A 12,445-nucleotide genomic window follows, 5' to 3' on the forward strand; every position below is an offset into this window, starting at 1 on the left:
CCCAGCGGCACGATTGCCCGCAGTCAAACGGAGGGCAGTTGGGGTGCCACCTCGCTCATCAGTAGGTCCAGGTGGGTGAGGTCGGTCAGGTCTCGTAGTCGGACGTAGATGCGGGTGACGCCCAACTCCGCATAGGCGCCCAGTTGTTCGGTGATTCTCGCCGGTGAGCCGTGCAGGGGTTCCTCCGGTGGGAGGCGAGACTGTTCGTGCAGGACCGTCAGGCGGGTGGCGATTTCCGGCTCGGTGCGGCCGCACGCGATGCCCAGGGCGACGGAGAGGGTCAGGGGTGGCCGGTCCGGGACGCGGGCGCGGGCGGCCCTCGCTCCGGCGTAGAGCCGGGCGCTCTGTTCGAGGCCGGTGAAGGGCAGGTTGAACTCGTCGGCGTGGCCGGCGGCGAGGGCCGGGGTGCGGCGTGGGCCCCGGCCGCCGATGATCAGCGGGATCCTCGGTCGCTGGGCCGGTTTCGGCAGCGCGGGTGAGTCGGTCAGGCGGTAGTGGCGGCCCTCGAACGAGAAGCGCTCGCCCGGTGGGGTGGTCCACAGGCCGGTGAGGATCTGGAGCTGTTCCTCCATACGCTCGAAACGTTCGGCGGGTGCCGGGAACGGGATGCCGTAGGCACTGTGGTCCAGCCCGAACCAGCCCGCGCCGAAGCCCAGTTCGATCCTGCCGCCACTCATCGCGTCGACCTGCGCGGCGGTCACGGCCAGTGGGCCGGGGTGCCGGAAGGTGGCCGACGTCATCAGCGTGCCGAGCCGGATGGCCGAGGTCTCACGGGCGAGTCCGGCGAGGGTCGTCCAGGCGTCGGTGGGGCCGGGCAGTCCGTCACCGAAGTGCATGGGGTGGTAGTGGTCGGCGACGAAGAAACCGTCGAAGCCGCAGGCCTCGGCATGCCGCGCGGCCCGCAGGAGGTCGCCGTAGGTCGCGCCGTGGTAGGGCTCGGTGAAGACACGTAGCTCCATGCACTCTCACGTCCCTGTCGTGGGGCCGACGCATCGGTCACGCCCCTGCGTTCTTGTCGGCCAGCAGTAGGTCGTGGAGTTCGGCGCGGTGGCGGGCCAGTTCCGTGGCGTGGGTGTCGAGACCCAGGGAGCGGGGGCGGGGGACGGGGACCGGCAGGACGGTGCGGACGCGGCCGGGGCGGGGGCTGAGGACGGCGACGCGGTCGGCGAGGAGGACCGCCTCCTCGATGGAGTGGGTGACGAGGACGACCGTGGCGCCGTGCTCCATGTGGACGCGTTGCAGGACCTCGCAGAGTTCGTCGCGGGTCAGCGCGTCCAGCGCGGAGAAGGGCTCGTCCATCAGCATCACACGGGGTCGCTGGATGAGGGAGCGGCACAGCGCCACGCGTTGCTGCATGCCGCCGGAGAGTTCGTGCGGGAGGCGGGTGTGGAAGGGGGCGTCGAGACCGACCCGTAGAAGCAGTTCGTGGGCGGCAGCGCGGTGTTCGGCGCTCGGGCGGCCGTGGACGACGATCGGCAGCAGGACGTTGTCGAGGGCCGACCGCCACGGCAGCAGGGCGGGGCGCTGGAAGAGGATCGCGACGTCGCGGCGGGGTTCGCGCACGGGTTCGTCCGCGATGCGCACCTCGCCGGACGAGGGCGGGAGCAGTCCGGCGATCATCCTGAGCAGGGTGGACTTGCCGCAGCCGGAGCGGCCCAGGACGGCCACGAACTCGCCGTCGCCGACGTCGAGTTCGATGTCCCGCAGGGCCTCCACCGGGCCCCTGCGGCCGTCGTACCTCTTGGACACTCCGCGCACTCGGATCACGGGCGCCCTCCATCGAGGAGATCAACGGGTCACCTGCAAGGAGCCTGTCGCACGACGGCCGGGTCCACGGCCGGTACGACCGAGGATAGGGCGACACCTCCCGTGATCAACCGGTGCCTCAGTGTTTGTTACATGACAACCCTGTCCGTGGTCTCGACAACTCCCGCCGGAGCGATTGCACTTGATGCACATGAGACGGACCTCTCGATTACCCGCCGCCCTCCTGGCCGTCGTACTGACGGCGGCACTCGCCTCGGCCTGCGGCTCCGACGACGACGCCGGGAGTGGCGGCAACGGCGGTCCGGCGTCGGGCGGTTCCCCGGACAAGGTCACCTATCTCACCGGCTTCGGCACCTTCGGCCGCGAGGCCTACGCCTATGTGGCCCAGGAGAAGGGCTACTTCGAGGACGCGGACATCAGCGTCGACATCCAGCCCGGACAGGGCAGCGGCAACTCGCTGGCCGCGCTCGCCGGCGGCCGCGCCCAGTTCGCCCCGATCGACCTCAGCAGCACGATCATCCAGCTCGGCGGCGGCAAGGTCTCGGGGGTGACCGCGGTCGCGGCCGTCCACCAGAGCACGGACGCCGCGATCATGGCCCTGGCGGACAGCGGTATCGACAAGCCCGCCGACCTGGTGGGCAAGAAGGTCGCCGACCCGGCCGGCTCGGTGATCGGCGCCCTCTTCCCCGCGTACGCGAAGCTCGCCGGGTTCGACGCGGACAAGGTCGACTTCGTCAACCTGGAGCCCCAGCAGCTCGGCGCCAACCTCGCGTCCGGGTCGGTGGACGCGGTCGGGCAGTACCGGGTGGGCCGGCCCAACATCGAGAACGCGGTCAAGGGCGAGAAGGTCGTCGTCCTGCCCTTCGGCGAGTACCTCACCGAGTCCTACGGGGCCGCCATCACGACCACCACCGAGATCGCGAAGGACGACCCCGAGCTGGTCGAGCGCTTCACCACGGCCCTGTTCAAGGGCATGACGTACGCCATCGCCCACCCGGACGAGGCCGCCGAGCTGATGCACGAGAAGTTCCCGACGGTGAGCCCGGGGACGGCCGCCGCCGAGATCGAGCTGGTCGGCACGGCCGTACAGCCGAAGGACGGCGGGGCGCCCATCGGGACGATGGACCGCGAGCGGGTGGCCGGCGCGATCGAGGCACTGGTCGACGCGGGGGCCGTCGAGGCGGGGCTGACGCCGGAGGAGCTGGTGTCGTTCGACCTGGTGCCGAAGTCCTGAGCGGGTGTACTCCGGGCCGGGGAGGAGGGGGGCGGTGCGGGGGCGGCTCGTGGTGGTGGTCTGGCCGGTGCTCGGGCTCGTCGTCGCCGTCGGCGGCTGGGCCCTGGCCGTGGAGGTCCTCGATCCGCCCGAGATCATCGCCCCGTCGCCCGCCGACGTCCTGGACGCCTTCCTCGGCGTACCCGGATATCTGCTCGGCGAGGCGCTGAGCACGCTGTACGTGATCGTCGCGGGCTTCGCGCTGGCCGTGGCCGCGGGGCTGCTGATCGGGGTGGCGATCGCGGCGTCCCGAAGAGTGGAGCTGATGTTCGCCCCGCTGCTGGTGGCCTTCAACGCCGTACCGAAGGTGGCACTGGCCCCGCTGCTCGTGGTGTGGATGGGCTTCGGCTCGCAGCCCAAGGTGGTCATGGCGCTGCTGGTCTGCTTCTTTCCGGTGGTCCTTTCCGTCGCCGAGGGGCTGACCTCGACGCCGGTCGAACTCGCCGAGCTGGCCCGGTCGTTGCGGACGTCCCGGACGCGGACGTTCCTGCGGTTCCGGTTCCCCGGCGCGCTGCCGCAGATCTTCGTCGGGCTGAAGGTGGCGATGCCGCTGGCCGCGGTGGGCGCGGTGATCGGGGAGTTCAGCGCGGGCGACGAGGGGCTCGGGTTCGTCATCGTGCAGTCGGGCGCCAACTCGGACACGGCGCTGGCGTTCGCGGCGATCGCGTTGCTGAGCGTGATCAGTGTGGCGCTGTTCTCCGTGCTGGTCGTGGCGGAGCGGCTGCTGCTGCCCTGGGTGCGGGAGACCACCTCGCAGCGGTAGTGCTCCACCGGGCGGACCGGCCCGCCCCTCGGCCAAGGGCCGACGCACCGTCGTAGGCAGAAACGGTTCGACCGTCGTAGGCAGTACGGCCCGGTCGTCGTAGGCGGAACGGCCCGATCGCCGTGCGTGGACCGGCCCGATCGCCGTTCGGCGGCCGGGTCTACGCTAGGGCGCCAGGGCCATCCCATGATCCTCAGGGGGTGCGCACGACCCTGAGTGAGTGGAGCTGACCGAGGATGAACAGCCGTACGGGAGACCCTCGCGGAGCCCGCGGGGGACGGCCGGGCCGCAGGGGCGGGGCCGCGCGCAGACCGGTTCACCGGACGCGTACGACGATACGCACCACCGGCGGGTACGTGGAGCCGCCGAGGGCGGTCGTGCCGTCGGACGGGGGTGTCCCCCGTGGTTTCCTGCCGGGGCCCGCGCGGCACATCGCCGTGTGGAGCGCGCTCACCCTGCTGGTGACGGGGGTCGTCTCCGTGGGCGTGTGGATCTGCGTGACGTTCCAGACGGCGGTCACGCCGGTGCTGATCGCCCTGCTCGGTACGGCGCTGCTCGGCCCGCTCTACCGGCGGCTGGTGGCGATGAAGTTCAACAAGTCCCTTGCCGCCGGGCTGACCTGCGCGGCTGTGATCGTGGTGATGGGCGGGGCCGCGTACATCGTGGTGGCCGCACTGATCGACACCGGGGACCAGATCATCACCTCGCTCAGAGACGCGGCGAAGGCCCTCAGCGACGAGTTCGGGCTCGCGGGGACCTCGCTGGACGACCTCGCGACGAACGCCAAGGAGCTGCTGTCGAAGTTCGGCGGCACCGCTGCCTCCGGGGTACTCACCGGGGTCAGCGCGGTCAGCGAGTTCGTGGCGATGGCCATCCTGGCGATGCTGTTGATGTTCTTCTTCCTGCGCGACTCCGACAAGGCGGTCGCCTCCCTGCACTCGCTCGCGCCGCGCGGCTCCGGTGACACCCTGGAGGTGATGGCCCGGCGCGCGTTCCGGGCCATCGAGGGCTATATGCGGGGAACGACGCTCATCGCCTTCATCGACGGCGCCTGTATCGCCATCGGTCTGCTGATACTCCAGGTGCCGGGCGCGATCGGCCTCGGCGCGCTGGTGTTCGTCGGCGCGTACATCCCGTATCTGGGCTCGTTCCTGTCGGGCGCGGTGGCGATCCTCGTGGCGTTCGCGGACCGCGGTGTGGTGACGGCGCTGTGGGCGGTGGGGGTCGTCTTCGCGGTGCAGATCCTGGAGGGGAACGTGCTCCAGCCGATGATCCACAGCCGGACCGTGCAGATGCACCCGGCGGCGATCCTGCTGGCCCTCACGGCGGGCGCCTCCATCGCCGGCATCCTCGGCATGCTCCTCGCGGTGCCGCTCACGGCGGCGGTGTCCGGTGTGCTGTCGGAGCTGCGGGCGCGGTACGGGGACGGGGCGGGCGCGACCGCACCCCCGGGGACACGGGAAGTCGTCCGCGCGGCAGGATGATCAAGGGGCGGGCGCGTCTCCCCGGCGACCGCCGACGGATCCGCGCCCGGACCCGGACCGCACACACCCCGACCGCGCCGAAGGGAAGTCCTCGATGACCTCCGCTCCCCTGTCCCTCTCCCTGGCCAATCTGTTACTCCGGCCGACGCTCGGCTCCCGGCGCGACCCGGACCGGGTCTTCGACCGGATCGCCACCAAGGCCGGACAGAGCGACGGGGACGAGGAGTTCACCGACGGTTTCCGGTTCCTGCTGCGCCACTGGGCGGGCGACGCCGACCTCACCGCCGTCGGCTGGCAGTCCGCCCAGGCCCATCTGCGCAGGCATCTCACCAACCGGGCCCACGTCCGGCGGCTGATCGCCGAGCACCCGGAGATCGAGCGGGAGACCATCGAGCGGCCGGTGTTCGTGGTCGGTCTGCCGCGCACCGCCACCACACTCACCCACGGGGTGCTGTCGATCTCGGACGAGCACCGCTGCCCGCTGCTGTGGGAGCTGCTCGCGCCCGGCCTCTACCCGTCGGCCGAGTCCCGGCAAAAGGCGATCACGTCCACGCGCCGGTGGGTCGGCGGCATCAACCTGTTCGCCCCGCGCTTCCAGGACATCCACCCCATGGCCGCCGAGGGCCCCGAGGAGTGCACCTTCGTCCTGCCGCACGCTCTGGTGCCCCTGTCCCAGGCCCGTATACCCGAGTACCAGGCCTGGCACTTCGAGCGTGACTTCGTCCCGGACTACAGCTACCTCAAACAGGCCTACCAGGTGCTCCAGTACGGCCGCCCGCGCCGCCGCTGGATGCTCAAGTCCCCCATGCACCTCGGGAACCTCGACGCCCTGCGCGCCGTCTTCCCCGACGCCACGATCGTGTGGACCCACCGCGACCCGGCGACCGTCGTCGGGTCGTTCTGCAGCCTGGTCGAGCAGGGCATGGTCGGCACCCTCCGCCCCCTCGACCTGCACGTCCTCGGCGCCCAGTGGCTCGAACTGCTGAGCCGCTCCATGGAGCGCGCGCTCGCGGCCCGGGCCGCCATCCCCCGCGAGGCCCTGGTGGACGTCCCGTACTCCTGGCTCGGTACGGACCCGGCCACGGGCGCCCCCAAGCTCTACGAGGCCGTCGGCGCCCACTGGACCGACGCCGACGCCGCCCGGCTCCCCCGGATCGTCGCCCGCCCCAAGGGCACGCGTCCCCACCACTACGACCTGGCCCGGTACGGCCTCACCCGGACCGACGTCGAGTCCGCCTTCGCCGACTACAACGCGCTGCGGGCCGAGGTCGACCGGGCCTGACGGGACCCGGGACGACACGGACCTCGGCCACCGGCGCCGCCACCGGTGGCCGAGGTCCGTCGTGTCCTAGCCGACGACCCGGCCCACCTCGATCCGGTCGATGTTCGGCGCCCACGCGCCCGCGTTGCCGAAGGTCACCTTGTTGGCGCCCTTCCGCAGGTCGACCGGGACGCCCACCGTCCAGTAGTCGTCCCAGCCCCAGGTGTTCTTGAAGGTGACCGTGCGCGGCGCACCGTCCCCGACCGTGATGTCCGCCGTACGGGACATGATGTCGGTGTTGTACGAGTGGCCGTTGTCGCGGCGGTCGTTGTGCGCGTAGTGGACGACCAGGACGTAGCGGCCGGACGTGGGGGCGTTCACCGTGAACCCGGCGGTGCTGTCCGCGCTGTTGCCGAGCCGGCCGATGTACGACCCGGCCGAGGCGTACGCGGAGTCGACGAGCTTGGCTCCGCCGGCGAGCGTGGCCGCGGCGCCCTCGTACGCGAGCGTGCCGGTGGTCGAGCCGGCGCCGGTGACGTCGAGGGAGCGGACGGCGGTGTGCTTGGCGGTCGCGGTGATCCGGTTGTTGCCCGCCACGAGGTACAGCCGCAGCGGCCGGTCGGGCACCGCGGCCACCGACTCCCCGTGCAGGGCGAGCTTCACCGGCGCGGACGCCCGGGGCACCACCCGGTAGTAGCCGTCGCGCGGGGCGTACACGTCGAAGACCGCCCTGTCGCCGGAGCGGAGCACGAGGGCGCCGGTGCCGACACCCGCCGACGAGGAGTAGTCGTACGACGGCCTTCCGCCGATGTCGGCGAGCGTGGCCTCGTAGGAGGCGGCGGGCTCGGCGGTGCGGGCGGTGAGGTCGATCCGGTCGAGGGTGACCTCGGTGTCGCCCTTGGCCAGAGCCAACTGGTGTGTGCCCGCCGAGAGTTGGACCGTGAGGTCCTTCTTGGCGCGGTAGGTCCAGTTCTCGGTGGAGGGGTAGGTGACGGTGGCCGGTTCGCCGCCGTCGACCGTGAGCTTCTGGGTGGCCGGGACGCCGGACTGGTTGCCGTACAGGATCGCCAGGTCGTACGTGCCGTCCTTCGGCACCGAGACCGTGAAGTCGACCTTGCTGCCTGCCTGGTTGAGCGAACCGACGTCCTTGGTGCCGGAGGCCGCGTAGCCGTTGGCGTTGCTCACGGTGCCCTGGGTGTAGACCTTGCCGTCGGTGACGGCGGCGTCCTCGGCCTCGTAGGAGGCTGTCCAGGGGACGGACGGGGCAGCCGGTGTGCCGGAGCCGCCCGGGGTGAGGACGACGCGGTAGGCGGACATCTTGTGCTGCCCGCGCAGCGGAACGGTCACCGTGCCGTCGTCCGCGATCCTCACCTTCGTACGGGAGAGGACGCGCGGGGTCGCGTGCTGACCCTCGTAGCCGGACCAGGCGGCCTCGGCGACGGTCGCGGTGACCGTACGGCCGAAGAGAGAGCGGGGGACCTTGCGGACCACGACGTCCGTGTCACCGGCGGATCCGCCGAGCAGGACCTGGGCCTGGCGGCGGGAGGTGTCGAGGGAGGCGAGGCCCTGGAGGGTGTCGATGGTGTTCGCCTGCGGCGGGGTGACCTTGACGGTGTTCCCGGTCAGGCCCGCGTACCAGCGGAAGAACCACCAGCCGCCGTTGGGGATGTTGGAGCGGACGACGTTGCCGTCCATGTTGCCCGCCGCGTCCCAGTAGGCCTGGTTGGCGTACACCTTGTTCCGCTCGAACATCGAGACCCACTGGACGAGCTGGCCGGGGACGGAGAGGTCACGGCGGTTGGCGTACTCGTCGATGTTGACGGGGAGGGGCTCGATGTCCAACTGCCGCTCGATCGAGCGGTAGTCGTCGTAGTGGCCCTGGAAGTCGCGGAGCGAACCGGAGCCCAGTTCGTGCCACGTCATGATCTGGGGCATGACGTTCTCGCGCTTGGCGAAGGTGAGGAAGTCGGTGATCAGGCGGGTGTGGTAGCCCGACTCGTTGGGGCCGGCGATGCGCGCGTCGGGGTCGATCGCGCGGATGCGCTCGTGGACCGTCTTCCAGTCCTTGAGGAACCGGTCGCGGTTGGCCTCGTACTTCGTCTGGTCGGAGGCGTTGAGGCCGTACCAGATCAGGTCGGGTTCGTTGAAGGGGATGTAGACGAAGCGGTCGCTGTTCGGGTCGGCCGAGACCTCCTTGACGATCTTGTCGACCTTGGGGAGGTAGTCGTCGATGCCGAGGTCCTCGTACGGCCACTTGGCGTAGATGTCCTGCATCATCACCAGGACCTCGCCGCCGCCGTTGCGGAAGAACGACTTGGAGACGGTGAGCGCGTCGCCGTTGGGGTGCTGTGCGCCGCCCTCCGGCTTCTGCGAGATGCTGGTGATCTTCAGGGGAGCGAGGGCCGCGTCACTGGGCACCCCGTCGTCGCTGAGCCCGTACAGCGCACCGTTGGCGCCGCGCATCACCGGCCCCTCGGACGCGGAGAGGTCGACGGTGAGGCGCTGCGGTTCGGCGGCCGCCGCCGACGCTCCGGTGGCGGGGAGGGTGCCTGCCATGGCGGTGACTCCAAGTAGTGCGGTGACCAGGGCGATTCTCGTACGAGACCTGGTGCGGGTCCGGGTGCGGGTTCTCGTGCGGGTGGGGGTGATCACGCTGTTGGACCTCCGGTCATTTGACGGCTCCACTGGTGATTCCGGACACGATCTTTCGCTGGCCGACGAGGAAGACGGCGACCATCGGCAGGCTCATCACCACGACGTACGCGAAGACGAGATGCCAGTTGTTGAGGTAGAGCTGGGCGCTCGCGACCTTGTAGAGGTTGAGCGGGAGGGTGGCCCGGTCGCCGCCGCCGAGGACGAAGAAGGCGTAGAAGATGTCGCTCCAGGCGTAGAGCATCACCATGATCGTCGCGGTGGCGATGACCGGCCGGAGGAGGGGAAGGACGATCCGCGCGAAGATCCGGAACGGTTTCGCCCCGTCGATGCGGGCCGCCTCCTCCAGTTCCGCGGGGATGGCGCGGATGAAGCCCGTCATGAAGAAGATCGACGTGGAGAGGTACATCCCGGTGTAGACGGCGATCATTCCGGGCCGGGTGCCCGCGAGCCCGAGCTGCCGCAGCTCCATCACGATCGTGATGACCGCCGGTGGCAGCAGCAGCCCGCTGATGCACAGCGCGTACGCCGCCGAGACCAGCTTCGACCTGCGGCGCGCGAAGACCCAGGCGGCGCCCGCGCCGAGGATCAGCACCAGGAGCACCGAGGGGACCACGACCAGCAGGGAGTTGAGGAGGCCGCGCAGCATCTCGCCCTGAGCTACGGCGTCGTCGTAGTTCGTGCCGGGCTGCCAGTGCTGCGGCACGTCGAGGTTCGGCTTGATGGCCTCCGCCTGCGGCTTGGCGGAGGTGACGAGGACCAGCCACAGGGGGACGCCGACGGCGAGGCCGGCGAGGAGGAGGACGAGGGCGGGGCGGCCGTACCGCCAGAGCCGGGGCACGGGCGGGTTCACAGCAGCTGCTCCCTTCGGCGCAATCCGATGACCAGCGGAATGGCCACGGCGACCACGACCAGGAAGAGGACGAGGCTCATCGCGGACGCCTGGGCGTACAGGCCCTGGCCGAAGATCCGGAACATGTAGATGTTGAAGACCTCGGTCGAGGCGGCGGGGCCGCCGCCGGTCGTGGCCTGCACGATGTCGAAGGTGTTCATCGAGCCGATGAGCGCCGTGGTGACGTTGAAAGTGAGGGCCGGGGCGAGCATCGGCCACCGCACCGACCAGAACGTCCGCCAGGGACCCGCCCCGTCCATCCGCGCGGCTTCGAGCATGTCGCCGGGGATGCCCTTCAGGCCCGCCAGGTAGATCAGCATCGACAGGCCCATCCACTTCCAGCCGTGGATGAGTGTGACGACGACGAGCGTCCACGTCGTCGAGCCCAGCCACGGAACGTCCGTGCCGAGCGCCGAGTTGACCGCGCCGTCCTGGTCCAGGAGCGACTGGAAGACGTACCCCGTGGCGAGGGCCGAGATGAGCACCGGCAGGAAGAAGACGGCGCGGAAGAACCGGTTGAAGCGGGTGTCGTCCTCCAGCAGCAGGGCCAGCACCAGCCCGAAGCCGTTCTGGAAGACGGCCGCGAGCAGCGCGTACAGCAGGGTCGTGCGGATCGCGCGGACGAGGGTGCCGTCGTCGGCGATGGTCGCGAAGTTGTCGAGGCCCGTGAAGGCGATGTCCGGGTGGTACGAGGACCAGTTCGTGAACGGGTAGTAGAAGTTGAGCAGGTTGGGCACCAGGAAGAAGCCCGCGAAGACGACGAGCGCGGGGAGCGCGAACCACCAGGGGTGGTGCACGGCGGCACGGGGCAGTCGCCCCACCCGCCGGGGTTCGCCTCTCGTGGGTGCCTGTTTGCGCGTACGTACGGCCGTGTCCGCCATCGGAAGCCCTGTCTCTCCCTCCGGCTAGAAGCCGGGCGCGCCCTGGGCCTTGGCCACCTGCGCGAACTGGTCCTGGATGGCCTGGGCGACCTGCTGCGGGCTCTTCTTGTCGAAGAGCATGTCGGCGAGGTACAGGTGCGTGTCCGGGGCGACGATCGCCTTGGCCTGGAAGACGCCTATGGCGGTGGGCAGGGCCGTGACCTGGTCCTTCGACGCCTCCGGGAGGCCGTCCGGGGTGGGCACGGAAGGCTGCACGGACGGGATCTTCATCGCCTTGATGTAGTCGGGGTAATCGGGGCCGAGCCAGAACGCGAGGAACTGCCGGGCCGCGTTCTGCCGCTTCTCGTCACCCGTCCTGAACGCGACCACGCCGTTGGTCTGGTCGGGCGAATACAGGCCGGTGGCGGCCGAGTTGGCGACCGGGAACCAGCCGATCCTCTCGTCGATCCGGGCGGTGGAGTACTTGGCCTGCAGCTGGCTCTGGAAGGAGGTGACATTGAGGACCATGCCCGCCTCGCCCTTCCACAGCGCGTCGGCCTGCCCGGTGAAGGTGCCGGTCCGGTAGTTCTTCTGGGCGAGCCCGGCGTCGAGCAGCTTCTCCTTGTACTTCTTGATCGCGCCGACGACGACCGGGTCGGTCCACTTCTCCCTGTTCTCGTTCAGGCCCGCCCACCACTGCTTGTCGAGGTCGGTGAGCTGCACCTGCATCTGCCACTGGAGGGGCCATTTGTCACCGCCGGCCTCGTAGAAGGCGGCCGCGTCGGTGTCGTCGACGACCTTGTGGCCGAGGGCGAGGAGCTCGTCGTACGACTTCGGGAAGTCCTTCTCGCTCAGCCCGGCCTTCTCGAAGACGTCCTTGTTGTAGTAGACGCCGAGCATGGCGGGGCTGGTGACGATCGCCGCGTACCGCTTGCCGTCGATGACACCGAGCGACTTCTCGGTGTCGCCGAGCTTGGAGACCCACTCCTCGCCGTCGAGGGTGAGCAGATTCTGCTGCGGCTGGATGAAGGGGAGCGTGGAGATGGACGGCTGCCAGAACATCAGGTCGGGGCGGTCGCCGGAGGCCAGCTTCGTCGGCACGTTCGACTCGTAGGGGTCCGGGACCGGCTGGGTCTCGACCTCGGCGCCGGTGGCCTTCTCGAAGGCGTCGATGACCTGCTCGGGCGCGGTCACCGTGTTCTGCGCGGTCCACATGGTCAGCTTCACGCCGTCGAGACGGGCGGTCGGGTCGACGGCCGTCCGCTTGGTGTCCGTGTCCGCGCCGGAGGTCCCTGCCGTGGGATCGCTGCACGCGGTGGCGGCCAGGCCGAGGGCGCATATGAGGGCCAGCGTCGGGAGAGCTCTTGTCTTCATCGCTTGCCTTTCGAGAACGGGTGGTTCAGGGCAGGGCGGGATGCGGAACAGCGCTGATCGGGTGGGGAGTTCGGCTGGGTCGTACGGGGTGGAGCGTGCCCGGCCGGGGCGGGTGGGGG

General features: G+C 70.2%; 10 protein-coding genes. 4 read left to right on the forward strand and 6 right to left on the reverse strand.

The annotated features are described in order from the left end of the window. Nucleotides 1-23: 23 nt before the first annotated feature. Nucleotides 24-959: an LLM class F420-dependent oxidoreductase gene (locus tag AWZ10_RS05710; RefSeq protein ID WP_060890588.1), complete on the reverse strand. Its 936-nt coding sequence runs from the start codon at nucleotides 957-959 to the stop codon at nucleotides 24-26. A 37-nt stretch (nucleotides 960-996) separates the two neighbouring features. Further along, nucleotides 997-1,767, reverse strand: coding sequence for an ABC transporter ATP-binding protein (locus AWZ10_RS05715; RefSeq protein ID WP_060890589.1), 771 nt, complete (start codon nucleotides 1,765-1,767; stop codon nucleotides 997-999). Nucleotides 1,768-1,957: 190 nt separating this feature from the next. Here AWZ10_RS05715 and AWZ10_RS05720 point away from each other — a divergent pair, with 190 nt between their 5' ends. The 4 genes from AWZ10_RS05720 (at nucleotide 1,958) to AWZ10_RS05735 (ending at nucleotide 6,569) form a co-directional block, all read left to right on the forward strand. Beyond that, a complete protein-coding gene (locus AWZ10_RS05720; RefSeq protein WP_063809741.1) occupies nucleotides 1,958-3,001 on the forward strand; it encodes an ABC transporter substrate-binding protein in 1,044 nt (347 codons plus the stop codon). A 34-nt stretch (nucleotides 3,002-3,035) separates the two neighbouring features. Then, complete coding sequence (locus tag AWZ10_RS05725) at nucleotides 3,036-3,803, forward strand: ABC transporter permease (protein WP_052769727.1); 768 nt, start codon at nucleotides 3,036-3,038, stop codon at nucleotides 3,801-3,803. A gap of 437 nt (nucleotides 3,804-4,240) precedes the next feature. After that, entirely contained in the window at nucleotides 4,241-5,287 is a 1,047-nt protein-coding gene (locus AWZ10_RS05730) for an AI-2E family transporter (RefSeq protein ID WP_046708289.1), read from the forward strand. Between the two features lie 94 nt (nucleotides 5,288-5,381). Further along, nucleotides 5,382-6,569, forward strand: coding sequence for a sulfotransferase family protein (locus AWZ10_RS05735; protein ID WP_060890591.1), 1,188 nt, complete (start codon nucleotides 5,382-5,384; stop codon nucleotides 6,567-6,569). Between the two features lie 66 nt (nucleotides 6,570-6,635). Here AWZ10_RS05735 and AWZ10_RS05740 read toward each other — a convergent pair whose 3' ends face one another. From AWZ10_RS05740 to AWZ10_RS05755, 4 genes are all read right to left on the reverse strand, one after another. Further along, nucleotides 6,636-9,104, reverse strand: a complete 2,469-nt coding sequence (locus AWZ10_RS05740) for a CBM35 domain-containing protein (protein WP_060890592.1) — start codon at nucleotides 9,102-9,104, stop codon at nucleotides 6,636-6,638. Between the two features lie 112 nt (nucleotides 9,105-9,216). Beyond that, entirely contained in the window at nucleotides 9,217-10,041 is an 825-nt protein-coding gene (locus tag AWZ10_RS05745) for a carbohydrate ABC transporter permease (RefSeq protein ID WP_046708288.1), read from the reverse strand. An 8-nt stretch (nucleotides 10,042-10,049) separates the two neighbouring features. Further along, nucleotides 10,050-10,973, reverse strand: a complete 924-nt coding sequence (locus AWZ10_RS05750) for a carbohydrate ABC transporter permease (RefSeq protein WP_046708284.1) — start codon at nucleotides 10,971-10,973, stop codon at nucleotides 10,050-10,052. Between the two features lie 24 nt (nucleotides 10,974-10,997). Continuing rightward, complete coding sequence (locus AWZ10_RS05755) at nucleotides 10,998-12,326, reverse strand: ABC transporter substrate-binding protein (protein ID WP_060890593.1); 1,329 nt, start codon at nucleotides 12,324-12,326, stop codon at nucleotides 10,998-11,000. Between the last annotated feature and the right edge of the window lie 119 nt (nucleotides 12,327-12,445).

The sequence above is a fragment of the Streptomyces europaeiscabiei genome, assembly GCF_001550375.1.
GTDB classification, from domain to species: Bacteria; Actinomycetota; Actinomycetes; order Streptomycetales; family Streptomycetaceae; genus Streptomyces; species Streptomyces europaeiscabiei.

What these genes read in the sequence shown, in the direction of transcription:
- AWZ10_RS05750 (WP_046708284.1), bottom strand. Translation starts at nt 10,973, where the DNA reads ATGGCGGACACGGCCGTACGTACGCGCAAACAGGCACCCACGAGAGGC.
- AWZ10_RS05720 (WP_063809741.1), top strand. Translation starts at nt 1,958, where the DNA reads ATGAGACGGACCTCTCGATTACCCGCCGCCCTCCTGGCCGTCGTACTG.
- AWZ10_RS05710 (WP_060890588.1), bottom strand. Translation starts at nt 959, where the DNA reads ATGGAGCTACGTGTCTTCACCGAGCCCTACCACGGCGCGACCTACGGC.
- AWZ10_RS05740 (WP_060890592.1), bottom strand. Translation starts at nt 9,104, where the DNA reads ATGGCAGGCACCCTCCCCGCCACCGGAGCGTCGGCGGCGGCCGCCGAA.
- AWZ10_RS05755 (WP_060890593.1), bottom strand. Translation starts at nt 12,326, where the DNA reads ATGAAGACAAGAGCTCTCCCGACGCTGGCCCTCATATGCGCCCTCGGC.
- AWZ10_RS05735 (WP_060890591.1), top strand. Translation starts at nt 5,382, where the DNA reads ATGACCTCCGCTCCCCTGTCCCTCTCCCTGGCCAATCTGTTACTCCGG.